Genomic DNA, 23,513 nt, shown 5'->3' with positions numbered 1-23,513 from the left:
CCGGGCCTCCTCACCGCACCACCAACTTCGTCTGATCGTACACCGGCTGCTCTGGCAAATCCGCCAGGTGCCGCACATCGGCCCAGTCCAGCACTTCCACGGCATCGCCGCTCACCCGCACGCGGTTGAGCCCTGCATTGGGGATGTCGCTCTGGCGCGGGCCATCCAGCCCGGTGCCACGCGCAGTGCGCCAGATCATGTCGAGCACGCCGCCGTGGGTGACCACCATCACGGTCTGGCCGCTGTGCTGCTGGGCGATGCGGTAGACGGCGTCCATCACGCGGGTGTGGAACTGGCGGGTGGTCTCGCCGCCGGGCATGCCGTAGTCGGCTTCAAAGCGCAGCCACTGGTTCCATGCGTCGGCGTGTTCCTGCTTGACGTCGTCCACGCGCTTGCCGTCCACCACGCCAAAGTTTTGCTCGCGCAGGGCGCTGTCGGTGAGGGTGTCTATGCGGGCCTGGGGGAACAGCACCTGCAGGCTGGGCGTGGCAGTCTGCTGGGTGCGGATGAGGTCGCTACAGATGAGGTGGTGCACCACGGGGCGCTCTGCAGCCAGGCGATCGGCCAGACGGCGGGCCTGTTCGTGGCCAGTGGCGTTGAGGGGCACATCCACGTGGCCCTGGAAGCGCAGTTCGCGGTTCCAGTCGGTCTCGCCGTGTCGGATCAGAATCAGTTCAGTCATGCGTGACATTATCGAATGTACACACACGATTGCAAGGTTTTTTGGCCGCTACCGCCCGTCCAGTAAGCCTCAATAGCTATTATTTTTATAACAAAACACAGCAGACACTACCGCATGGGCACGATGAGCACTTTGCGGCGCGGCTGGCAGCCGGGGCCTTCGTGGGGGGTGCTGTCCTGCTCCCAGCCCGGGCCGGGCGAGGTTTGCGCGCACACGCGCTGGCCATCGACCAGGCTGCGCCAGTAGTACCAGGGGGCGGGGGCGGCCTGCAGCAGCAGCGGGGCCAGCAAAACCAGCGCGAACCAATGGCGGGGGGCGAAAGGCATGGGCAAACAAAGCATCCAACGTGTCCCGCCCATGCTACGCAGCCTGCGGCGGGCCGATGCCTGGAAAAGCGGCGGAATCGTTGGTCAGGGCTTGTCCGCGGTGACGATCCAGCCTTCGAGYGGATCGAGCCCCGGCGGCAGGCCGTAAAGCGCGTCGCCCTCGGCATGGCGCTGCTGGGCCCAGGCGGCCTGCAGCAGGCACAGCACGGCGTCCAGGCTGTCGCCACTAGCGTCATCCACCAGGGTGTCGCGCTGGGCGTGGCTGAGCTTGAGGCGCAGGCCCAGGCGGGTCTGGCCCAGCTCCAGCGCATTCACCAGGTCCTTGCGGGCGATGAGGCGGTCGGGGGTCTGCTTGGCGCGGTCGTCGCTTTTGTAACTGCGGCGCTGCAGCACTTCGCGCGCGAGCAGGCCGGGGTAGGCCTCCAGCGCCACGCGGCGGGGGTCACCTGCGTGCAGGCCGGGCAGGTGCACGCCCGCGTCCAGCAGCAGCGGCAAGCCCGCGTGCAGCATGTAGGCCACGGGCGGGTTCACCCATTTCATCGATGGGTTGGAGCCTGCGGGCCCGTCGGTGGCGCGGTGGGCAAACTTGCCGCCCACGGGGCGGGCATCGCAGAACTCCGCAAACTGCGCGCGGATCTGCTCGCGGCTGAGGCTGCGGTAGTGCAGCATGCAGGCATGCCAGTCGGTGGGCCAACCCAGCGCCTGCACCAGCTCGCGTGGCAGGCCGAAGGGCAGGTCAAAACCACCCACCCAGTCGCCGGGCTGCGCCAGCCACTGGCCGAACGCGGCCAGGGTGTCGAACGGCTGCAGCGCGGTGAGCGACACGCGCGCGTCCTGGCGCTGGCCCAGCGCCAGCACGATGGGTTTGCGCCGCGTGGGGCTGCTGGAGAAGTCGCAGCCCAGCAGCAGAGGTTGTGGTGCGGCGGCCGTCATCCCAAGGCCAGGGCCGTGACGCCTGCCGCAATGCACAGCGCGCCAAAAATGCGCGCCACGCGGTCACCCTCGCCCAGCAGGTGCCCGCCAATCAGCGCAGCAAACAGCATGGACACCTCGCGCGCCGGGGCCACGTGCGACAGGGGCGCCTGCTGCATGGCATACAGCACCAGCACATAGGCCACCGGGCTCACCACCGCCACGGCCAGGGCAAAACGCCACTGCGCCAGCCACAGCGTGCGGGCCGTGGGCAGGTCGCGCAGCACCACCGGGGCCAACAGGCCCACACGCACAAAGTTGCCCATGTAGTCCACCAGAATGGGCGACATCAGCAGAAACTTGACCGCATAGCCATCGACCACCGTGTAGCTGGCAATGAAGGCGCCAGTAAGCAAGCCATACAAAATGCCCTTGTGCACGCGAGCCCGCGCGGCAGGGTCGTGCGCGGCGCGCAGCAGGCCCGGGCCACCCGCGATCAGAAACACACCACCCACCACGCCCACGATACCCAAGGCACCCAGCGCCGAGATCTGCTCGCCCAGCAGCGTGATGGCCACCAGCGACGACAACAGCGGCCCCGAGCCGCGCGCCAGCGGGTAGACCACGGTGAGGTCCGCCACACGGTAGCCGCGCAGCAGGATGACGAAGTACGCCACATGCAGCAGCCCGCTGGCGGCCACGAAGCCCCACTCCACCGCACCCCACTGCGGCACCGCGTCGCGCCCCAGGTACCAGCCCAGCGGCGCCCAGACGACCATCATGATCACCGAGGTGAAGAACGCAAACCGCGAGTCCCCCCCGGCCTTCTTGGCCACGATGTTCCAGCACGCGTGGATGAGGCCGGCGAGGATGATGAGGGCGAAGGCGGTAAAGGTCACGGGCGGGGAAAAGAACGGCCTGAACAGAAAAGCCGCAGCGCCTTCTGGGCGGCTGCGGCTGCGAAACGTGATTGCTGGCTGCGAAGAAAAGTGGGGCGATTTGCGTAGCGAGCCAGCCTAGTCTGGGTCGATGCGCGCAGCCGTACTCTCGTACGGCGAGCACAGCAGGCCCTGAATCGGCTGGCGCAGTAGCAAAGCGCCCCGCTTTTCAGGCTCGGCCGATGATGGAGGCCGTGGCCATCAACTCTTCAAGCAGCGCAAACGACACCTTGCCCGACACCGAATACGGGTCCAGCTCAGGCTTTTCGGAGTATTTCAGCAGGATGGAGTGGTTGATCTTGGACAGATTGACCTGGCCCATGGTCCAGCCGCCAAAACGGCGCTCGGCGATTTCTTCGTAGTGCAGCAGCACCACGTCCTTGTGGCGCGAATCTTTCTGGATGTGGCCGTACAGCTCGCTCACCGCCGAGCGGCCGCCCTCGATGGCTTGCAGGAACACGCCACCGCCGTAGCACAGCACGCCGGTGATGCCGCTGCCGGGGTTGTGCTGGCGCGACTGCGTCAGGATGGCTTCGATGGCGGCGGGCGAGGTATCGACCGCGCGACTGGCGTAAAGCAGGCGTACCAGCATGGTCAGTTCTTTCCAGGAATGAGGGACAAAAATTCACGGCGCAGGGCGCTGTCCTTGAGGAACACGCCACGCATGACCGAGTTGATCATGCGGCTGTCGTTGTCGCGCACGCCGCGCCAGGACATGCAGAAGTGGCTGGCTTCCATGACGATGGCGAGGCCGTCGGGCTGGGTCTTTTCCATGATCAGGTCGGCCAGCTGCACCACGGCTTCTTCCTGGATCTGGGGGCGGCCCATGATCCAGTCCACCAGGCGCGCGTATTTGCTCAGGCCGATCACGTTGGTGTGCTCGTTGGGCATCACGCCGATCCAGATCTTGCCGATGACGGGGCAGAAGTGGTGGCTGCAGGCACTGCGCACGGTGAGCGGGCCCACGATCATCAGCTCGTTCAAGTGCTCGGCGTTGGGGAACTCGGTGATGGGCGGCTGTGCCACATAGCGGCCGCGGAACACCTCGTTGAGGTACATCTTGGCCACGCGGCGCGCGGTGTTGTTGGTGTTGTGGTCGCCCTGGGTGTTGATGACCAGGCTGTCGAGCACGCCTTGCATCTTGACCTCGACCTCGTCGAGCAGCTTTTCCAGCTCGCCGGGCTCGATGAATTCGGCAATGTTGTCGTTGGCGTGAAAGCGCTTGCGCGCGGCGGCAAGGCGTTCTCGGATCTTGACGGAAACGGGCGTGCCTTCGTCCGGTGAGGTGGGCGTCATATCGGCGGCAGGTTGGCTGGACATGGCTGGCATCGTACCAGCGAACCCAGTTTGATCAATTACAAGGGTTTTAGACAGCAAGCGCTAGTGGAATATGCCTGAGCAGCTATTAATAATATAGCAAACTCGACAAAGGCGCCCTCAATACCGCTTGCCAGTCACCCACAGCGCCAGGCGCATGAGACCAAACGCCACGCGGTCCAGCACCCGCTGGCGCAGCGGGCGGCCGGCATAGCGCGCAGGGTCCATGCGGCGGCCCGCGTGCTGCATGGCGTGCACCAGGCGCTGGCGCAGGTCGATGGCGAAGGCGGCGTCTTCCACCACCACATTGGCCTCGCGCGCCAGCAGCAAAGAGAGCGGGTCAAGGTTGGACGAGCCCACCGTGGCCCAGGGCCGGTCGCCCTGCGCATCGATGACGGCCACCTTGGCGTGCAGAAAGCTGGGGGCGTACTCGTAGATCTCGACCCCCGCCTCCAGCAGCGCGCCGTACACGGGACGGGCCGCGTGGTACTGCATGAAGTATTCGTACCGTCCCTGCAGCAGCAGGCGCACCCGCACGCCCCGGCGCGCGGCCATCACCAGCGCGCGGCGCAGCTTGCCGCCGGGCATGAAGTAGGCATTGGCAATGATGACCTCGTGCCGTGCTGCGCCGATGGCGCGGCGGTAGGCCTTCTCGATGCGGCTGCGGTTGCGCACGTTGTCGCGCAGCACCAGGGTGGCGCGCACAGGCGGGCCTGCGCCGGGGTTGCCGCCCTGCTCCGCGTGCCGTGCCGCGCTGGCCGCGCGCAAGGCCTGCAGGGCCTCCGGCAAGCGGCGCTGGCGTGCGTCGCGCACGGCCTGCATGCGCCACCAGAGCTGGTCCATGGTGTCGCTGGCCGATGCCACCAGGCTGCCCGTGGCCCGCACGGCAAAGTCAAAACGGGGGGCCTCCAGCGCGCCGTGGTTAGGGTCGTGAAAGTCGTCCAGCACATTGATGCCGCCACAAAACAGCACCAGCCCATCCACCACACACAGCTTGCGGTGCAGGCGCCGCCAGCGGTGTGGCAGCAGCAGCCCCAGCGGCCCCAGCGGCGAATACACGCTGCACTGCACCCCGGCGGCCTGAAACTGATCGGCCCAGGCCTTGGGCAACGCGCCCGTGCCCACGCCATCGACCACCAGATGGGTGCGCACGCCGCGCGCTGCAGCGCGCATCAGCGCCTGGGCCACGGTGGCTCCGGCGCTGGTGAAGTCAAAGATGTAGGTCTCGAACTGGATGTCCGCCATCGCCGCATCCATGGCCTCGGTGAGCGCCGGAAAGAACTCCTCGGCACCTTGCAGAAGCCGGACCTGGTGGTCGTCGGCGGGCCCGGTGCCCGGGGCCTGCGCAGAGGGCTTGCGCCTCATCCCGTCACCCCGCCACCGCGCACACCCCGGCAGCGCCTCACAGCCGGAACTCCGCAATCAAGGGCAGATGGTCCGACATGCGCCACCAGATGCGCCCACGCGGCACCTGCAGCGACAGCRGCGTGAGCCCGCGCGCATACACATGGTCCAGCTGCGCCAGGGGCAGGCGTGCGGGGTAGGTGAAGGTGCGGGGCGCATCCCATTCATACAGGCCAAAGCCTGCCAGCATGCGCTTGAGCAACTGCCCCCAGTCGTTGAAGTCACCGGCCACCACCAGCGGCGTACCAGGGGGCACCTCGCGCTCGATGAAGCCCTGCAGGCGCTCGACCTGGCGGATGCGGCTGCCAGGGATCAGGCCCAGGTGCACCACGATCACGTGCACGTTGCGGCCCTGCACATCCACCTCCACATGCAGCAGCCCGCGCTGTTCAAAACGGTGGTCCGAGATGTCTTCATGCTGGTGCCCGATCACCGGCCAGCGGGTGAGCAACGCGTTGCCATGTTCGCCGTGTTTGGTGACCGCATTGGTGCGGTACACCGCCTCGTAGCCTTCGGGCGCCAGGAACTCGGCCTGCGGCAGATCAGGCCAGCGCTGAAAGTAGGCCGCCTCGCGCCGGTGCAGCTTGCGCACCTCCTGCAGGCAGACGATGTCGGCGTCGAGCTGCTCCACCGCAAGGCCCAGGTTGTGAATCTCCAGCCGCCGCGCGGGCCCGATGCCTTGCACACCCTTGTGGATGTTGTAGGTGGCTACGCGCAGGATGTCGTCGTGTTGCATGGTCCTAGGAGGGGTAATTGAACGCGCTCGCCAGCGTCGCGATGGGTGCGCCAGGCAAGGCGCGAGGACGCGGCGGGCTCATGCCCGCAAGAAGGAGCAATGCCGCATGGCGCGCCCAGCGCGGTGCTGGCGAATGCGTAGCGTGCCCACTCGACAAGCGAACGTCAACGAAGCAGCGAGAGTCAGTATCCATGAGGCGCCCTTGAAAACGGCAAGCGGTCAATTGCCGCTCCTAGGACTGGAGATTGTGTCGCAAGCCGTGGTGGCAAGGGGTTTGCCCGACGCAGGCAGGGGGCGGCAGCGCTTTACACTGGAGACTCCAACATTTTGAGCACGCAGGGACGGCCCCGACCCCATGGCTACCGAGAGCGGCCCCAATCCCGCCCCACAGACCCAGGCGCTGATCGTGGACAGCAATGCCACATCGCGCAGCATTCTGGTGGGGCAGCTGCGCGAGTACGGCGTGACCCGCATCGTGCAATGCTCCCGTGTGCAGGACGCGCGCGCCCGGCTGGAGCACACAGTGTTCGACTACGTGCTGTGCGACCAGTTTTTTGGCGAATCCAACTACTCGGGCCAGACCCTGCTGGATGACCTGCGGCGCGCACAGCTGCTGCCGTTTTCGACGGTGTTCTTCATGGTCACGGCCGAGGCGTCGTACGCCGCAGTGGCCGAGGCCGCCGAGTCGGCCCTGGACGGCTACCTGCTCAAGCCCTTCACGCCCAGCGCGCTGTTCGAGCGCCTGAGCCTGGCGCGCCTGCGCAAGATCCACCTCAAGCCCATTTTCGATGCCATCGAGGCCGAGGACTTCGAGCAGGCCGCCGCGCTTTGCGTGGAGCGTTTCGAGGCCCGCAAGCCCTATTGGCTGTACGCCGCCCGCATCGGGTCGGAGCTGCTGCTGCGCCTGGGCCGCCACGACGAGGCGCGCACCCTGTTCGAGGCCGTCATCGCGGCACGGGCCCTGCCCTGGGCCAAGCTGGGCGTGGCCCGCGCACAGATCGAATCAGGCCAGGCCGCGCGCGCCATCACCACCTTGCAGGAGTTGATTGGCGAAGACGCGTCGTTCGCCGACGCCTACGACGTGCTGGGCCGCGCGCAGGTGGAGATGGGCAATTTTTCGCAGGCCATCGAAACCTACCGCACGGCCAGCACCCTCACGCCCGACTCGGTGGTGCGGCTGCAGAAGCTGGGGATGATGTCGTACTACATGGGCGACCGCGCCACCGCCACCAAGGTGCTGGCACGCGCCACAGTGCTGGGCATTGACTCCAAGCTGTTCGACTACCAGTCGCTGGTGCTGCTGACGTTTGCGTATTACGCCGAGAACGACCGCAAGGGCATCGAGCGCTGCATGGCCGACTTTGCGCGCATCCTGGAGCGCCACTACGGCAGCGCGCGCATCCGGCGTTTTGCCGAGGTGGCGCGGGCGCTGCAGCTCATCCAGCAGCGGCAGTTCTCGCAAGCGGTTGAATCGGTGCGTGGCATGGCCCGCGAGATCACGTCCAGCACCTTCGACTTTGAGGCTGCCTGCAACCTGGGCAGCCTGCTGGCCGTATTGSCCGTCACGTCGATCGAGCTGCCCGAGGGCGACAGCTGGGTGCTGGCACTGGGCATGCGCTATGCCAACACACGCGGCTTGACCGAGCTGATGGCCAACGCCTGCAATCTGCATGAGCCTTATAGCCAACTGGTGCGAGACTGCCTGCAACGCGTCAACAAGACGGCCGAAGTCGCCATGGCGCAAAGCCTGGGCGGCGACCCTGGCGGTGCCGTGCAAAACCTGCTGGCCGAAGCCGAACGCACCCTCAACTCCAAACTGCTCGATATGGCACAGCAAGTGCTGCTACGCCATGGCGCGCGCATGGCCGCCCCCCAACCGCTGCAAGAGAGCATCGACGCACTGCGCGCACGCATGGGCAGCACCCCGGCGAGGGCCATCCTGGGGCAAGACAGTGAACGTCACCCCGGCGGAGTGGCACTGAGGGTGCGGGGCAGCAGTGACAACACGCCCACGCGCACTCCGCAGCCATCGCCCGACAGCTCGGCCCTCGGCCCGTCGCCCGCAGACGATGCCGACGATCCTGCTGCCGCCCTGCGCTTGCGGCCTCCAGACGCCTCTTGAGGCGACGCCGCCCTGCCTTGCCCCTGTTGCCGCCGGGCCATTCGGAGTCCACTCACCCGAGATGCAAAAACCGGGGGAGTAACAGGCACGCCTCGGCATTGGACGCTGAAAAACACCGGTCAGCGGCCTGCTGCCAGGGCAGCCACTCATAGGCGTCGTGCTCACGCGGGCTCAGCACCACGGGCGTGCCTGCGGGCACACGCAGGCCAAACACGCGCTCGCGGTTGCGCACCACACCAGGGGCATAACGGTGCAGCCATTGGGGCCAGATGTCGTACACGTTCTCCAGCGCCCAGTCGGTCAGCAGGCAACCCGGTGCCTGGGTGTCCATGCTGGTTTCTTCGGCCACTTCACGGCGTGCGGTCTCGGCAAAAGGCTCGTCCAGCGCATCCTTGCTACCGGTGACCGACTGCCAATGTCCCTCGCCCCCGGTGCGGCGGATCAGCAGCACCTCCAGCGCGGGGGTGTGGATCACCACCAGCACCGACTCTGGAAGCTTGTAAGGCCGCGGTGGCCCGGCGGCGGCTGCCATGGCCTGTGCCTTCAGCCCCCCTTGGGGCGCTGGGCTGCTGTGGTGGTGGGCACGGGCGGGGGCAGCTCCTTGGCCTGCAACGCACGCGCCTGCACCACCAGCTGGTTGTGCGCGTCCAGAAACGCCGCAGCAATGACCTTGCCTTCGTTGGTATTGCTCCAGCCAGCGCCCGCGGCACCGCCCAGCTTGCCAAACACCAGGCCGCCCACCCCCAGGTCGGTGGTGCGCGCTGAGCCCGTGGCCGCAGCTACCTGTTCGGTGGTTTCGTTGTCGGACAGCAGCAAGGCCGTCTGTGCTTCCTTGAACTTGACCTGCTCCACCAGCCCTGCCAGGCCTGCGATGTCGCGCAGTACCGGGATCATGGCAATCACCCCGGCCAGGCCCCGGCCCGCATCCTGCTCGCTGAACGTGAGGCTGGGCGTGAGCGTGTACTGCGCCTCGTACCCCTTGCCCTTGGCCACGGTGGAGTTGTTCTTGCGCAAGATGCCTGCGTCCTTCAATTCCTGCTCCTGCACAGTGCCCTTCAGGCCCGCTGCCCGGTCCACCACGCGGAAACACCCGCTCTGCTGGGCCAGCAGCTTGACCAGTGGCACCGGCGACGCGGGCAGCTGGTAGCCCGAGCCCATGATGTAGCCATTGGGGTTCTCGGCCAGCGCCAGCGTGGCCACGGGCGCATCGCAACGCACCAGCTCACGGGCCGCGTTCTGCGCGCCCTGGGGCCCGGCCGAGCCCGTGACCACCGAGCCGCCCTGCCCCAGTTCGGTCTTCTTCTCGCCGCATCCGGCCAGGGCGATGCATGCGGCCGCAAGCAGCCAATGGGAGCGTGTCAACAAACGCATGGAAGTACCTCTTTCAGTCCGTGCACGGCGGCCAGTGCCCGATGCGCCGCGCATGAAAAAAGCGGCCAGGGCGCAAGGCCCGAGCCGCTTGGTGTGCGATGCATGGCTGCATGCGCGAAGGACGTGATGCGTCCGGAATCAGGCCGCAGTCTTGACCGCGTCGGGGTTGCGCAGGCGGATGTGCAGCTCGCGCAGCTGCTTTTCGTCCACGGGGCTGGGCGCCTGCGTGAGCAGACACTGGGCGCGTTGGGTCTTGGGGAAGGCGATCACGTCGCGGATCGACTCGGCACCGGTCATCAGCGTCACGATGCGGTCCAGGCCAAAGGCCAGGCCGCCGTGCGGGGGCGCGCCGTACTGCAGCGCATCCAGCAGGAAGCCGAACTTGAGCTGGGCTTCTTCGGGCGTGATGTTGAGGGCGTCAAACACCTTCTGCTGCACGTCGGCGCGGTGGATACGGACGGAGCCGCCACCCATTTCCCAGCCGTTGAGCACCATGTCGTAGCCCTTGGAGATGCACTTCTCGGGCGCAGTGACCATCCAGTCTTCGTGACCATCCTTGGGGCTGGTGAAGGGGTGGTGCACCGAGTTCCAGCGCTGGTTTTCCTCGTCGTACTCGAACATCGGGAAGTCGACCACCCACAGCGGSGCCCAGCGGTYSTCGAACAGGCCGYTCTTCTTGCCGAASKCGCTGTGGCCGATCTTSAYRCGCAGCGCRCCGATSGCGTCGTTGACGATCTTTTCCTTGTCGGCACCGAAGAAGATCAGGTCGCCATCCTGTGCGCCAGTGCGCTCCAGCACGGCTTGCAGGGCTGCGTCGTGGATGTTCTTCACGATGGGCGACTGCAGACCGTCACGGCCCTTGGCCAGTTCGTTGACGCGGATGTAGGCCAGACCCTTGGCGCCGTAGATCTTGACGAACTCGGTGTAGGCGTCGATTTCTCCACGGCTGATGCCGCCGCCTTCGACCGAGCCACCGGGCACGCGCAGGCCGACCACGCGGCCATTCTTCATGTTGGCGGCGCCCGAGAACACCTTGAAGTCCACGTCCTTCATCACGTCGGTCAGCTCGGTGAATTCGAGCTTCACGCGCAGATCGGGCTTGTCGGAGCCATACAGGCGCGCAGCGTCCTGGTAGGTCATGACGGGGAACTCGCCCAGGTCCACGCCCAGCGTGTTCTGGAACACCGTCTTGATCATGCCCTGGAACATGTCGCGGATGTCCTGCTCTTCCATGAACGATGTCTCGATATCGATCTGGGTGAATTCAGGCTGGCGGTCAGCACGCAAGTCTTCGTCGCGGAAGCACTTGGTGATCTGGTAGTAGCGGTCGWAGCCSGCCACCATCAGCAGCTGCTTGAASAGCTGSGGCGACTGSGGCARYGCGAAGAARYKGCCGTCGTGCACGCGGCTGGGCACGAGRTAGTCGCGCGCGCCTTCGGGCGTGSWCTTGSYGAGCATSGGGGTYTCGATGTCGATGAAGCCRTTSGCATCGAGGAACTTGCGCRYYTCCATYGYSACCTTGTAGCGCAGCATCAKGTTGTKCTGCATGKMCGGGCGGCGCAGGTCSAGCACGCGGTGCGTGAGGCGCGTGGTTTCCGACAGGTTTTCCTCGTCGATCTGGAACGGAGGCGTGACGGAGGGGTTSAGCACSTTSAGCTCATGGCACAGCACTTCGATCTGGCCGSTCTTGAGCTTGTCGTTGGTGGTGCCTGCGGGGCGTGCGCGCACCACACCCTTGACCTGCACGCAGAACTCGTTGCGCACGCCTTCGGCGACCTTGAACATCTCGGCGCGGTCGGGGTCGCACACCACCTGCACGTAGCCTTCRCGGTCGCGCASGTCGATGAAGATCACGCCCCCATGGTCRCGGCGGCGGTTSACCCAGCCSSACAGGGTRACGGTTTGGCCCAWCAGGGCTTCGGTCACAAGACCGCAATAGTGGGAACGCATGGCCATGACAAAACTTCCGGCGCCGCAGGGCGCGTTGACGTTGAAAGAGATTGCTTTTCTTACTTGGGTGGGGGCAGCGTGGGGTCCGCTGGAGCCACCACACCCATGGAGACGATGTACTTGAGGGCGCTGTCCACACTCATTTCGAGCTCGACACAGTCGCTCTTGCGAACCATCACAAAATACCCCCCCGTGGGGTTGGGGGTGGTGGGCACGTATACGCTGACGAACTCGTCGCGCAGGTACGCAGCCACTTCACCATTGGGGGCGCCGGTGACGAACGCCACAGTCCATACCCCTTCGCGGGGCCACTGCACGAGCACGGCCTTGCGAAAGGCATTGCCGCTCTCGGAGAACAGCGTGTCCGACACCTGCTTGACGCTGGAGTAGATAGAGCGCACCACCGGAATGCGGTGTACCAGCGCGTCGCCCCACTGCACAAGCTTGCGGCCCGCAAAGTTGCTGGCAATGGCGCCCACCACGAGCAAGATGGCCAGCGTGAGGACCACACCAAAGCCCGGGACATGCACTCCGAGCAGCTTGTCGGGCTGCCACGCGCCGGGCAGGATCTGCAGGGTCTGGTCGAGCGTGCTCACAATCCAGTTGAGCACCCAGGCCGTGATGACACCGGGCACGATGACCAGAAGGCCTGTCAACAGCCATTTGCGCAGGGCAGCCATGCAGGTCCTCAGCTCGAAGAGGAAGAAGTACCACTGGTACCAGCAGTACCGGTAGCGCTGGCAGTGCTCGTGCTGGCCGCTTCCTTTTTAGGAGCATCACCGCCACTGGCAGGTGCCGCCGATTCAGTCTTGGACTCCGACTTGGCCTCGGTGGCCGGGGCGGAGTTGCCACCGTTTCCGCCACGGAAATCGGTCACGTACCAGCCSGARCCCTTGAGCTGAAAACCTGCGGCAGTGASCTGCTTGGAGAAGGCTTCGGCTCCGCAGGCGGGGCACACGGTCAGGGGTGCGTCGGAGATTTTTTGCAGCACATCCTTGGCATGGCCACAGGAGCCGCATTTGTAGGCGYAAATAGGCATGTCAGTGTGTTGAGGGAAAGTGCAAAACCCTCAATTATAGGCGGCATGCCCCTTCACCCCCCGCGTTACTCGACCCCAACCATCTTGTGGTGGGAGGCGTGGCTGTTGCGGATGGCCTGTGGCCCGAGGGAGCCGATCAGCATGCCCGCCAGCGCGGCCAGCAAACCCGCCAGCTGCGCAGGAAAGATTGCCCCCGCCGGAGTGGACAGGAACAGCAGCCAGGTCACCAGGCCCAGCACGATGGCAAAGATGGCGCCCTGCGTGGTGGCACGCTTCCAGTACAGGCCGAACACCAGCGGCACAAACGCTCCCACCAGCGGCACCTGGTAGGCACCCGACACCAGCTCATAGATGGAAGTACCCTGCATGTAGATGGCATAGGCCAACACGCAGGCACTGAAAACGAGCGTGGTGATGCGCATGGTGCGCAGATGCTGCTTGTCCGAGCTGTGCGGGCGGAACTGGCGCCAGATGTTTTCGGTGAAAGTGACGCTGGGCGCCAGCAGCGTGGCGGAGGCCGTGGACTTGAGCGCCGACAGCAGGGCCCCAAAGAACAGCACCTGCATCACAAAAGGCATCTTCTCCAGCACCAGCGTGGGCAGCACCTTTTGCGGGTCGTCCTTGAGCAGCGCAGCCGTTTCCGTGGGCATGATGATGAGCGCGCTGGCCACCAGGAACATGGGCACGAAGGCGAACAGGATGTAGCAGATGCCACCGATCACGGGACCGCGCGTGGCGGCCTGGATGTTGTTGGCCGACATCACACGCTGAAAGACGTCCTGCTGCGGGATGGAGCCGAACATCATGGTCACGCCCGCGGCGATGAAGAACACCACGTCATGGAACTTGGGCTCAGGCAGGAACCGGAACAGCTCACGACTGGACGCGAACTCGATCACCTTGTCGGCSCCCCCGGCCATGTTGCCSGCRAACACSGCAATGMMGGCCAGSCCCRCCACCAGGATGATCATCTGGATGAAGTCGGTSACCGCCACCGACCACATGCCGCCGAACAGCGTGTACGCCAGGATGGAGACCACACCAATCGTCATGCCCACCGGAATGCTGATGGCACCGCCAGACAGCAGGTTGAACACCAGGCCCAGCGCTGTGACCTGGGCAGAAACCCAGCCCAGGTAGCTCAACATGATGATCAGCGAGCAGACGATTTCCACCGTGCGGCCATAGCGTTCGCGGTAATAGTCGCTGATGGTGAGCAGCGTCATGCGGTACAGCTTGCCGGCAAAGAACAGGCCGACCAGGATCAGGCAGAAGCCCGCGCCGAATGGGTCTTCCACCACATTGCCCAGACCGCCCTCGATGAACTTGGCGGGAATGCCCAGCACGGTCTCCGACCCAAACCAGGTGGCAAACGTGGTGGTGATGATCATGTACAGCGGCAGGTGGCGCCCGGCAATGGCAAAGTCCGCAGCGTTCTTCACACGCCGGGCTGCCAGCAAGCCGATGCCGATGGTGATCAGCAGGTAAACGATAACCAGGGTCAGCAGCACAGCGCGCTCCTCTCTCTTTTTGTCTCGGTCGGTCCAGGGTGAAGAAATCCGACCTGCGCCCCGGCGCTCCCCACACCGGGGCACCGGGCATGCAGATCGTCAGAAAAGCCGGATTCTGATCAGCAGTTGGATGAGCAGCAAGCCCAGCACAAACCCGACCCCAGCAAAAATGATGCCTTGCAGCAGCCGGTTGGTGCGTTTTTGCGCTTCCAGCAGTTCACGCAGTGCAGGCTCGTGGTCTGCCGGGCGCTGGCGCAGCGCGTCGTAGATGAGTCGTGGCAGCTCGGGCAGCAGCTTGGCATAGTGCGGCGCCTCGGCCCGCAGCTCGCGCCACAGGCGCTGGGGGCCCATCTGCTCCAGCATCCACTTTTCAAGGAAGGGCTTGGCCGTGCTCCACAGGTCCAGGTCCGGGTCCAGCTCGCGGCCCAGGCCCTCGATGTTGAGCAGGGTCTTTTGCAGCAGCACCAGCTGGGGCTGAATCTCGACATGGAAGCGGCGCGAGGTCTGAAACAGCCGCATCAGCACCAGGCCCAGCGAGATTTCCTTGAGTGGGCGGTCAAAATATGGCTCGCACACGGCGCGGATGGCCGACTCGAGGTCATTGACCCGCGTTTCGGGCGGCACCCAGCCGCTTTCGATGTGCAGCTCTGCCACCCGCTTGTAGTCGCGCCGGAAGAACGCCACAAAGTTCTGCGCCAGGTATTCCTTGTCCACTTCGGTCAGCGTGCCCACGATGCCGAAGTCCAGCGAGATGTAGCGGCCGAACGTGGCAGGCTCCAGACTCACCTGGATGTTGCCCGGGTGCATATCGGCGTGAAAAAACCCGTCGCGAAACACCTGGGTGAAGAAGATGGTGACGCCGTCGCGCGCCAGCTTGGGGATGTCCACACCGGCCTCCCGCAGGCGGTCGATCTGGCTGATGGGCACACCGTTCATGCGCTGCATCACCATGACCTCGGGGTGGCAGAAGTCCCAGAAGATCTCGGGGATCAGCACCAGGTCCAGCCCGGTCATGTTGCGGCGCAGCTGCGCAGCGTTGGCAGCCTCGCGCACCAGGTCCAGTTCGTCGTGCAGGTAGTTGTCAAACTCTGCCACCACCTCACGGGGCTTCAGGCGCTTGCCATCGGCAGACAGGCTCTCCACCCATCCCGCCATCATGCGCATGAGGCTCAGGTCCTTCTCGATCACCGGCAGCATGCCAGGCCGCAGTACCTTGACCGCTACCTCGCGCTCAATGCCCTGGCGGTCGCGCAGCGTGGCGAAATGCACCTGGGCGATGGACGCGCTGGCCACCGGTGTGCGGTCGAAAGAGGTGAACACCTCGTCCACCGGACGACGGAAGGCACGCTCGATGGTGGCGATGGCGATGTCGGGGTCGAATGGCGGCACGCGGTCCTGCAGGCGGGCCAGTTCGTCGGCTATGTCGGGCGGAAGCAGGTCGCGGCGGGTGGACAGCACCTGGCCGAACTTGACGAAGATAGGTCCCAGGCTTTCCAGCGCCTCGCGCAGGCGTTGCCCACGCGGCGCATCCAGATTGCGCCCGATGGACACGATGCGCGAGATCATGCGCAGCCAGGGCTTTTGAAAGCTGTCGAGCAGCAAGCCATCCAGGCCGAACCGGAACACCACCCACAGGATGGCCGCCCCCCGCAAGAAGCGCTTCATGCGTCGGCCCGGTCCGAACCAGCCGAAGGTGACAGCGGCGCCGCCGCCGGCGCACTGGGCGCCACCGGTGCCGTCGCAACGACCACTGCAGAAGACGCCGCGCTGGCGGCTGCCATGCGCGAACCCACAAACTGGCGCAGCGCCTGCGCAGCCCGGCTGGCGAACTGTGCCAGCGTATGCGCAGGGGCATCGCCAATCACGCGGGCSAGGTCKTCCTCSACRTCCCAGCGCACRTGGTCCACCAGCCAGTTGAYCTCGGCCGCCAGTTGCACATCCCCTTCAATGCGGATGGAGGGCTTGTCGCCCCGCAACGCAGCCTGGGCCAGGGTGATGGGGGAGGTATCGGTCACTTCCAGCCGCAGGTCTGGCACCGCGGATTCGGGCGCCAGGTTGAACAGGCCYGCAGGGGTGATCACCAGCGACAGGGAATAGGCCCGCCACTGCACCCTGGCGATGCGGCCCTTTTGGCGCACCAGCCGGTCCGTGGCTTCTTTCTCCTGCATCAGCACATGGTTGAGAAACAGCACCAGGCGCTGCTGCACCTCGTGGACCAGCCATTGCGGGGGCTGCGGGCCAGCTGCCAGGCGCTCGAAGAGGCCGTCCAGAAAAGGAAAAGGGGACTGTGGTGTTGCCATAGTCCCCGATTATTCCCTGAACTGGAATGCCCCTGGCACGCAGGGGCCCCGTGGGCTGTGTTTACTGCAGGGCTTGCACGCCTGCCACCAGCCAGCCGGTGTTGCCCGCCTTGGGCTTGGTCATGTTCCAGACCTCACGGAAGGGGCTGGGCCCGGCCGAGGGTTCTTCGCGGATCATGCCCGAGAACTCGACGCTGGCCATGTAGCCGTCGCCCAGGTCTTCGATGCCCAGCAGCTGCGCTTCGATCATGACCACATCGGTGTGATTGGGCTGCGTGCCCCGGTGGGCTTCGCGCTCGGTCAACTGGGTGCGGATCTCATCGAGCATGTTGTCCGTCATCATGGACCGCAGAGTGGCGATATCCGAGCGGTCCCAYGCGYCCTGCARSGTCACGAAGTTGCGCTTGGCGGCCGCCAGGAAACCCTCGGTGTCGAAATCGGCGGGCACACCCCAGTTCTGCGAACCCGACAGGCCCGAACCGATCACCACACCCGAACCCACGCCACCCTGCCCGGCACGTGAGGCATCAAATGCCATGCTGCTGCGCTCCCAGGGGCGGGCCGATGCGTCGTTGCCCACGTTGTTGGGGCTGTACTGCGGCGGCACCTGGGCTGCAGCGGGCGTTGCAGCCCCTGCGCCCTGGAAGGCGAACGGAGCACCACCTGCAGCATTGCCCGAGCCATTGCTACCGCCGTTGCGCGACCGCATGACCATCTTGAAGATGGCAAACGCCGCCAGCGCCAGCAGCGCAATCATCAGGATGTTGCCAAAGCCCGCGCCCAGGCCCAGCGAGTGCGCCAACCAGGCCAAGCCCAGACCCGCCGCCAGGCCGCCCAACATGGCACCCCAGGGCTTCTTGGCCGGCGCGGCCGGAGCCGCTGCCGGCGTGGCGGTAGCAGGCTTGGCTGCCGCAGCCGTGTTGGTCGCGCTTTGTGCCGGTGCGCCCGGCGTGGCGGGCGGCGTGGCCGACTCGCGCTGCGTCACATTGCTGGACTGCTTGCCCACCGATTTGCCACCACCCAGTCGCCGCGCGGCGTCGGCATCGGCGTGCGCAAACGCCAGCATCGCGACCAACACCACAGACCACAGTTTCATCATGACTTCTCCGTCTCCGTTATCGACCGAGCAAACCGCTCAGCACTTGATTCCAACATGGAGGGCCACAATGCCCCCCGTCATGTTGTGATAGTCCACATGCCCAAAACCATTTTTCTGCATGAGGCTTTTGAGTTCTTCCTGCCCCGGGTGCATGCGGATGGACTCCGCCAGATACCGGTAGCTCGCGTCGTCGCCCGCTACCAGCTTGCCCAGCTGGGGCAGCACCTTGAACGAGTACCAGTCGTACACCTTGGTCAGCGGCTGCGCCACTTTGGAAAACTCCAGCACCAGCAGCTTGCCGCCGGGCTTGAGCACACGGCACATTTCGGCAATGGCCTGGTCCTTGTGGGTCATGTTGCGCAAGCCAAAAGCCACGCTCACCACGTCGAAATGCGCGTCGGGGAACGGCAGCTTTTCAGCGTCGCAGACCAGCGTAGGCAGCACCACGCCCTCGTTGATGAGACGGTCACGGCCCACACGCAGCATGGCTTCGTTGATGTCGGTGTGCACCACACGGCCCGACGCCCCCACCTTCTTGGAAAACGCCAGTGCCAGGTCGCCGGTGCCACCCGCAATGTCCAGCACCTGGCTGCCTTCGCGCAGGTTGGCCACCATCACGGTGTAGGCCTTCCAGGCACGGTGCAGACCCGCCGACATGAGGTCGTTCATCACGTCGTACTTGGAGGCCACGGAATCAAACACACCGCGCACGCGGCGTGCCTTTTCCTGCTCGTCCACCGACTGAAAACCGAAATGCGTGGTGCTCATAAGAATCATGCTAGGCGCGTGAACGCCAGAGGTACAGCGACAACCCCGCACTGAATTGGGGCATCTGTCGCAATTTGGAGAACACTATTGAAACAAAAACAGCCGCTAGCGCAAGCAAATATTACGCTGATAGCTATATTTTCAATAGCACCTTGACACACAGGGACTTGTGCGGCTTTTGGCGGCGGGCCCCTGAACAGGCCTGCCAAGGGCGTCAGTGACTGCCGCAGGCGTGGCCCCCTGCACCACCCTTGGGCGCCATGGGCGCGTCGCGATCGGCCCCCGCCGCAGCCAGCCGCTCGGTGTACTGGGCCCACAGTGCGTCCTGCTTCTGGCCCAGCTCGTAGAGATAGTCCCAGGTGAAGATGCCGCTGTCGTGGCCGTCGGAGAACGTGGGCTTGACCGCGTAGTTGCCCACAGGCTCCAGGTTGACAAGCGCCACATTGCGCTTGCCCGTCTGCAGCACCTCCTGCCCCGGGCCGTGGCCTTGCACCTCGGCCGAGGGCGAGTACACGCGCATCAGCTCGAACGGGATGCGGAACGTGGCGCCATCCGAAAAACCAACCTCCAGCACGCGCGACTGTTCATGCACCGTCAGGGCCTGCGGCGTGGGAGCGCCCGCTTTCAAACCTGCCATGGAATCACCTTGAGAAAACTGTTGTCAGGAACGACGGCTGCCATTGTCCCACCCGCCCAGGCACACGCTGCCAGCAAGGTTACCGGGCGGCCCACAGCGCCAGCTGGGACTGCAGCTGCGCTTCCAGCGCGGGCAACAAGGCCCGCACGGCGGCCTCTTGCGCTGCGGGGCTCGGCCGCTGTGCCGCGGCCCATACGGGCGATGGAAAGTGACTGTCCCAGTCAAACCGCGCAATCACATGCCAGTGCAGGTGCGGCACCATGTTGCCCAGCGCTGCGATGTTGACCTTGGTGGGCGACAGGTGCTGGCGCAGGGCCTGCTCCACCAGGGTCACGGCTTCCATGCAATGCGCACGGTCAGCGGCGGCCAGGTCCGAGAACTCGGCCACATGCGCGTTCCAGACCACGCGGTAAAAGGCGGGGAACCCCGCCTCCTGCGCACGGATGACACGCAGGCGCTCGCCACGCCAGACCAATGCGCCGCCGTCTTCAGCGCACAAGGGGCAGGTCATCAGACCAGCACCCGCTCAATGCCGCCGTTGTTGGCACGGTGTACGTACTCGGGCATCCAGTTCTCGCCCAGGATCTCGCGCGCCATCTCGACCACGATGTAGTCGGCTTCGAGCAAGCCGTTGTTCAGGTCGCCTTCGTAGCGGTTCAGGCCCTGCAGGCAGCTGGGGCAGCTGGTGAGGATCTTCACGTTGTCCTGGGCGCCGACAGCACCGCTGGCACGCAGCTGGGCTTCGCCCTTCTTGATCTCTTCTTCCTTGCGGAAGCGCACCTGCGTGGACACGTCGGGCCGGGTCACACCCAGCGTGCCCGACTCGCCGCAGCAACGCTCGCTCTTCAAGACCTGCTCGCCCACCAGCGCCTTCACGGTCTTCATCGAGTCCTGCAGCTTCATGGGGTTGTGGCAGGGCTCGTGGTACAGGTAGGCGCCCTTGCCTTGCAGCTGAATGCCCTTTTCCAGCAGGTACTCGTGGATGTCGATGATGCGGCWRCCCGGGAAGATCTTGTCRAACTSGTAGCCCTGCAGCTGGTCGTAGCAGGTGCCGCARCTCACCACCACGGTCTTGATATCGAGGTAGTTGAGCGTGTTGGCCACGCGGTGGAAGAGCACGCGGTTGTCCGTGATCATCTTCTCGGCCTTGTCGAACTGGCCCGAACCGCGCTGGGGGTAACCGCAGCACAGGTACCCAGGCGGCAGCACCGTCTGCACGCCCGCGTGCCACAGCATGGCCTGCGTGGCCAAACCCACCTGGCTGAACAGGCGCTCCGAACCGCAGCCAGGGAAGTAGAACACCGCCTCCGTCTCGGCCGTGGTGGCCTGCGGGTTGCGGATGATCGGCACGTAGTCCTTGTCCTCGATGTCGAGCAGCGCGCGCGCCGTCTTCTTGGGCAGGCCGCCCGGCAGCTTCTTGTTGATGAAGTGGATCACCTGCTCCTTGATCGGAGCCGTGCCCACCGTCGCTGGCGGCTTGGCCGTCTGCTTGCGGCCCACCTTGCGCAGCAGGTCTACGGCCAGGCGCTGGGCCTTGAAGCCCACGTCCACCATGGCCGAGCGCATGAACTTGATGGTGTCCGGGTTGGTGGCGTTGAGCATGGTCATGGCCAATGCGTTGCCGGGGCGGAAGGTCTTCTTGCCCATCTTGCGCAGCAGGTTGCGCATGTTCATSGTGACGTCGCCGAAGTCGATCTTCACCGGGCAAGGGCTCTCGCAYTTGTGGCACACCGTGCAGTGGTCGGCCACGTCCTCAAACTCCTGCCAGTGCTTGATGCTCACGCCCCGGCGGGTCTGCTCTTCGTACAGGAACGCYTCGACCAGCAGCGAGGTKGCMAGGATCTTGTTGCGYGGGCTGTACAGCAGGTTGGCGCGYGGCACGTGSGTGGMGCACACSGGCTTGCAYTTGCCGCAGCGCAGGCAGTCCTTSACSSWRTCGGCAATGGCGCCGATGTCGCTCTGCTGCATGATSAGCGACTCRTGCCCCATSAGGCCGAAGCTSGGYGTGTAGGCGTTGGTCAAATCTGCATGCAGCGCCGGTTTTGAAGCCAAATCGGCACCAAGCGCTGGTTGAATATGCCCTGAATGCTCCTGATTTCGGAGCAACTTGCCTTTGTTGAAGCGGCCTTCCGGGTCCACCTTGCGCTTGTACTCGGCAAACGGGCGCAGCTCGTCGTCGGTCAAGAACTCCAGCTTGGTGATGCCAATGCCGTGCTCTCCCGAGATCACGCCATTGAGGCTGCGCGCCAGCACCATGATGCGCGCCACGGCCTCGTGGGCCGTTTGCAGCATCTCGTAGTCGTCGCTGTTGACCGGGATGTTGGTGTGCACATTGCCGTCGCCTGCGTGCATGTGCAGCGCCACCCACACGCGGCCCTTGAGCACGCGCTTGTGGATGGCCACGGCCTCGTCCAGGATGGGCTTGAACGCCGCGCCAGTGAAGATGCCTTGCAGCGGCGCCCGCAGCTGGGTCTTCCAGCTGGCGCGCAGGGTGTGGTCCTGCAGTTGGGGGAACAGCGTTTCCACATCGTGCAGCCAGCCCTGCCACAGGGCGCGCACCTCTTCCACCAGGGCGATGGCCTGGGCCACGCGGTCTTGCAGCAGCTCGGGCGAAGGCACTTCGTCGTCGGCGTCGTGCTTGCCCAGGGGCAGGTTGCCACGCTCGAAGAACTCGGTCAGCGCGTCGCACAGCTTGAGCTTGTTGCGCAGGGAGAGCTCGATGTTGATGCGCTCGATGCCGTCGGTGTACTCGGCCATGCGCGGCAGCGGGATCACCACGTCTTCGTTGATCTTGAACGCGTTGGTGTGGCGGCTGATGGCCGCCGTCTTCTTGCGGTCGGCCCAGAACTTCTTGCGCGCATCGGCCGTGATGGCCACAAAGCCTTCGCCGCTGCGGGTGTTGGCCAGGCGCACCACTTCGCTGGTCACGCGGGCCACGTCGTCGGCGTTGTCACCGGCAATGTCGCCAATCAGCACCATCTTGGGCAGGCCGCCGTTGCCCTTTTTGCTCTTGGTGGCGTAACCCACGGCCTTCAGGTAGCGGTCGTCCAGGTGCTCCAGGCCCGCCAGCAGCACGCCACTGCGCTTYTGCTCGGCGAACATGAAGTCCTTGATCTCGACGATGCTGGGCACSGCGTCCTTGGCGTTGCCGAAGAAYTCSAGGCAYACGGTGCGSGTRTGCKCSGGCATGCGGTGCACCACCCAGCGCGCGCTGGTGATGAGGCCGTCGCAGCCTTCCTTCTGGATGCCGGGCAGGCCCGCCAGGAACTTGTCCGTCACGTCCTTGCCCAGGCCTTCCTTGCGGAAAGTCTTGCCTGGAATGCTCAGGCGCTCGGTGCGCACGGGCGTCTTGCCATCGGCCTCGAAATACTGCAGCTCGAAGGTGGCCGTCTCCACGTCGTGGATCTTGCCCATGTTGTGGTCCAGGCGCGTCACTTCGAGCCACTGGGCGTCAGGCGTGACCATGCGCCAGCTGGCCAGGTTGTCCAGCGCCGTGCCCCACAGCACGGCCTTCTTGCCGCCCGCGTTCATGGCGATGTTGCCGCCAATGCACGATGCCTCGGCGCTCGTCGGGTCCACCGCAAACACAAAGCCCGCGCGCTCGGCCGCATCGGCCACGCGCTGGGTGACCACGCCGGCCTCGGTCCACACCGTGCCCACTTCGCGGTCCATGCCCGGCAGGCGGCGCATCTCCACCTCGGTCATGGCTTCGAGCTTTTCGGTGTTGATGACCACGCTCTTCCAGGTCAACGGGATGGCGCCGCCGGTGTAGCCGGTGCCGCCCCCGCGCGGGATGATGGTCAGGCCCAGTTCGATGCAGCCCTTCACCAGGCCCGCCATCTCGACCTCGGTGTCGGGGGTGAGCACGACGAACGGGTATTCGACGCGCCAGTCGGTCGCGTCGGTCACATGGCTCACGCGGGAGAGGCCATCGAACTTGATGTTGTCCTTGGCCGTGAGGCGGCCCAGGGTTTTCTGGATCTGGCGGCGCAGTTGCGCGGCCTGCTCGAAGGTGGCGTTGAATTCGGCCACAGCGCGTCGCGCGGCGACGACCAGCTCACCGACCAGACGGTCGCGCTCGGCATCGTCTGCGGGGGTGCGGCGTTTTTCGATCTCGCCCAGGCGGTGCTGCAAGGCATCCACCAACAGCTTGCGGCGCGAGGGGTTGTCCAGCAGGTCGTCCTGCAGGTAGGGGTTGCGCTGCACGACCCAGATATCGCCCAGCACCTCATACAGCATGCGGGCCGAACGGCCCGTGCGGCGCTCTTTGCGCAGCTGGTCCAGCACCTCCCAGGATGAGGACCCCAGCAGCCGGATCACGATCTCCCGGTCGGAAAACGAGGTGTAGTTATAGGGAATTTCACGCAGTCGGGCAGGCTCGGCGGCCTGCGTCTGCAAGGC

At 65.3% G+C, this 23,513-nt stretch carries 22 protein-coding genes; 1 reads left to right on the top strand and 21 read right to left on the bottom strand.

Annotated features, from left to right (window positions below):
• Positions 1-10 precede the first annotated feature (10 nt).
• The 8 genes from AC04MI_RS11250 to AC04MI_RS11215 all read right to left on the bottom strand — a co-directional run bounded on the left by AC04MI_RS11250 (position 11) and on the right by AC04MI_RS11215 (position 6,315).
• Entirely contained in the window at positions 11-682 is a 672-nt protein-coding gene (locus AC04MI_RS11250) for a histidine phosphatase family protein (protein WP_436079259.1), read from the bottom strand.
• 107 nt (positions 683-789) lie between these two features.
• Entirely contained in the window at positions 790-1,008 is a 219-nt protein-coding gene (locus AC04MI_RS11245) for a hypothetical protein (protein ID WP_436079258.1), read from the bottom strand.
• 84 nt (positions 1,009-1,092) lie between these two features.
• Complete coding sequence (locus AC04MI_RS11240; RefSeq protein ID WP_436079257.1) at positions 1,093-1,941, bottom strand: DUF429 domain-containing protein; 849 nt, start codon at positions 1,939-1,941, stop codon at positions 1,093-1,095.
• Positions 1,938-2,819, bottom strand: coding sequence for an EamA family transporter (locus AC04MI_RS11235; protein WP_436079256.1), 882 nt, complete (start codon positions 2,817-2,819; stop codon positions 1,938-1,940). Before AC04MI_RS11235 ends, AC04MI_RS11240 begins: the two co-directional genes overlap by 4 nt.
• Before the next feature lie 208 nt (positions 2,820-3,027).
• On the bottom strand, positions 3,028-3,450 hold the full coding sequence (locus AC04MI_RS11230) for a BLUF domain-containing protein (protein WP_060986749.1): 423 nt from the start codon (positions 3,448-3,450) through the stop codon (positions 3,028-3,030).
• A 2-nt stretch (positions 3,451-3,452) separates the two neighbouring features.
• Positions 3,453-4,178 carry a GTP cyclohydrolase I gene (gene folE, locus AC04MI_RS11225; protein WP_056060424.1) on the bottom strand — a complete coding sequence of 242 codons (726 nt, stop codon included), beginning with the start codon at positions 4,176-4,178 and terminating at the stop codon, positions 3,453-3,455.
• A gap of 117 nt (positions 4,179-4,295) precedes the next feature.
• On the bottom strand, positions 4,296-5,540 hold the full coding sequence (clsB, locus tag AC04MI_RS11220; protein ID WP_436079255.1) for a cardiolipin synthase ClsB: 1,245 nt from the start codon (positions 5,538-5,540) through the stop codon (positions 4,296-4,298).
• A gap of 37 nt (positions 5,541-5,577) precedes the next feature.
• Positions 5,578-6,315, bottom strand: a complete 738-nt coding sequence (locus AC04MI_RS11215) for an endonuclease/exonuclease/phosphatase family protein (RefSeq protein ID WP_476497809.1) — start codon at positions 6,313-6,315, stop codon at positions 5,578-5,580.
• Between the two features lie 355 nt (positions 6,316-6,670).
• Between AC04MI_RS11215 and AC04MI_RS11210 the strand changes: the two genes are divergently transcribed.
• Positions 6,671-8,437 carry a response regulator gene (locus AC04MI_RS11210; protein WP_476497808.1) on the top strand — a complete coding sequence of 589 codons (1,767 nt, stop codon included), beginning with the start codon at positions 6,671-6,673 and terminating at the stop codon, positions 8,435-8,437.
• A 52-nt stretch (positions 8,438-8,489) separates the two neighbouring features.
• Here the strand turns inward: AC04MI_RS11210 and nudB are convergent, their stop codons facing one another.
• The 13 genes from nudB to AC04MI_RS11145 all read right to left on the bottom strand — a co-directional run.
• Positions 8,490-8,969, bottom strand: a complete 480-nt coding sequence (nudB, locus tag AC04MI_RS11205; protein WP_436079254.1) for a dihydroneopterin triphosphate diphosphatase — start codon at positions 8,967-8,969, stop codon at positions 8,490-8,492.
• Positions 8,970-8,980: 11 nt separating this feature from the next.
• Positions 8,981-9,808, bottom strand: coding sequence for a CsgG/HfaB family protein (locus AC04MI_RS11200; protein WP_056060409.1), 828 nt, complete (start codon positions 9,806-9,808; stop codon positions 8,981-8,983).
• A 138-nt stretch (positions 9,809-9,946) separates the two neighbouring features.
• The gene (aspS, locus tag AC04MI_RS11195) at positions 9,947-11,764 is read right to left on the bottom strand and encodes an aspartate--tRNA ligase (protein WP_476497807.1); all 1,818 of its coding nucleotides are present in this window, start codon (positions 11,762-11,764) and stop codon (positions 9,947-9,949) included.
• 53 nt (positions 11,765-11,817) lie between these two features.
• Positions 11,818-12,438 carry a DUF502 domain-containing protein gene (locus AC04MI_RS11190; protein WP_056747297.1) on the bottom strand — a complete coding sequence of 207 codons (621 nt, stop codon included), beginning with the start codon at positions 12,436-12,438 and terminating at the stop codon, positions 11,818-11,820.
• An 8-nt stretch (positions 12,439-12,446) separates the two neighbouring features.
• Positions 12,447-12,797: an FmdB family zinc ribbon protein gene (locus AC04MI_RS11185; protein ID WP_476497806.1), complete on the bottom strand. Its 351-nt coding sequence runs from the start codon at positions 12,795-12,797 to the stop codon at positions 12,447-12,449.
• Positions 12,798-12,862: 65 nt separating this feature from the next.
• A complete protein-coding gene (locus AC04MI_RS11180) occupies positions 12,863-14,308 on the bottom strand; it encodes a high affinity choline transporter 1 (RefSeq protein ID WP_476497805.1) in 1,446 nt (481 codons plus the stop codon).
• Between the two features lie 99 nt (positions 14,309-14,407).
• Positions 14,408-15,973, bottom strand: coding sequence for a ubiquinone biosynthesis regulatory protein kinase UbiB (gene ubiB / locus AC04MI_RS11175; RefSeq protein WP_056747295.1), 1,566 nt, complete (start codon positions 15,971-15,973; stop codon positions 14,408-14,410).
• Positions 15,970-16,608 (bottom strand): hypothetical protein, encoded by a 639-nt coding sequence (locus AC04MI_RS11170; protein WP_476497804.1) that lies wholly within the window; start codon positions 16,606-16,608, stop codon positions 15,970-15,972. Before AC04MI_RS11170 ends, ubiB begins: the two co-directional genes overlap by 4 nt.
• A gap of 61 nt (positions 16,609-16,669) precedes the next feature.
• Complete coding sequence (locus tag AC04MI_RS11165; protein WP_476497803.1) at positions 16,670-17,707, bottom strand: Tim44 domain-containing protein; 1,038 nt, start codon at positions 17,705-17,707, stop codon at positions 16,670-16,672.
• Between the two features lie 36 nt (positions 17,708-17,743).
• Positions 17,744-18,475, bottom strand: a complete 732-nt coding sequence (gene ubiE / locus AC04MI_RS11160) for a bifunctional demethylmenaquinone methyltransferase/2-methoxy-6-polyprenyl-1,4-benzoquinol methylase UbiE (RefSeq protein WP_056060384.1) — start codon at positions 18,473-18,475, stop codon at positions 17,744-17,746.
• A 214-nt stretch (positions 18,476-18,689) separates the two neighbouring features.
• A complete protein-coding gene (locus AC04MI_RS11155; protein WP_395456213.1) occupies positions 18,690-19,112 on the bottom strand; it encodes a gamma-butyrobetaine hydroxylase family protein in 423 nt (140 codons plus the stop codon).
• A 79-nt stretch (positions 19,113-19,191) separates the two neighbouring features.
• On the bottom strand, positions 19,192-19,623 hold the full coding sequence (locus tag AC04MI_RS11150) for an HIT family protein (protein WP_108498343.1): 432 nt from the start codon (positions 19,621-19,623) through the stop codon (positions 19,192-19,194).
• Positions 19,623-23,513, bottom strand: a 3,891-nt coding sequence (locus tag AC04MI_RS11145; RefSeq protein WP_476497802.1) for a DUF3683 domain-containing protein, incomplete at its 5' end; no start/stop codon positions are given. The genes AC04MI_RS11145 and AC04MI_RS11150, both read right to left, overlap by 1 nt.

This window comes from Acidovorax sp. LjRoot204, assembly GCF_056175785.1.
Note: the sequence above shows the minus strand (reverse complement) of the source record. Positions and strands in the feature narration are given on the sequence as shown.

Coding starts and splice junctions, on each gene's coding strand:
- nudB (WP_436079254.1), bottom strand. CDS start 8,969: ATGGCAGCCGCCGCCGGGCCACCGCGGCCTTACAAGCTTCCAGAGTCG.
- ubiB (WP_056747295.1), bottom strand. CDS start 15,973: ATGAAGCGCTTCTTGCGGGGGGCGGCCATCCTGTGGGTGGTGTTCCGG.
- AC04MI_RS11155 (WP_395456213.1), bottom strand. CDS start 19,112: ATGGCAGGTTTGAAAGCGGGCGCTCCCACGCCGCAGGCCCTGACGGTG.
- AC04MI_RS11190 (WP_056747297.1), bottom strand. CDS start 12,438: ATGGCTGCCCTGCGCAAATGGCTGTTGACAGGCCTTCTGGTCATCGTG.
- AC04MI_RS11250 (WP_436079259.1), bottom strand. CDS start 682: ATGACTGAACTGATTCTGATCCGACACGGCGAGACCGACTGGAACCGC.
- ubiE (WP_056060384.1), bottom strand. CDS start 18,475: ATGAGCACCACGCATTTCGGTTTTCAGTCGGTGGACGAGCAGGAAAAG.
- AC04MI_RS11230 (WP_060986749.1), bottom strand. CDS start 3,450: ATGCTGGTACGCCTGCTTTACGCCAGTCGCGCGGTCGATACCTCGCCC.
- AC04MI_RS11200 (WP_056060409.1), bottom strand. CDS start 9,808: ATGCGTTTGTTGACACGCTCCCATTGGCTGCTTGCGGCCGCATGCATC.
- folE (WP_056060424.1), bottom strand. CDS start 4,178: ATGTCCAGCCAACCTGCCGCCGATATGACGCCCACCTCACCGGACGAA.
- clsB (WP_436079255.1), bottom strand. CDS start 5,540: ATGAGGCGCAAGCCCTCTGCGCAGGCCCCGGGCACCGGGCCCGCCGAC.
- AC04MI_RS11150 (WP_108498343.1), bottom strand. CDS start 19,623: ATGACCTGCCCCTTGTGCGCTGAAGACGGCGGCGCATTGGTCTGGCGT.
- AC04MI_RS11245 (WP_436079258.1), bottom strand. CDS start 1,008: ATGCCTTTCGCCCCCCGCCATTGGTTCGCGCTGGTTTTGCTGGCCCCG.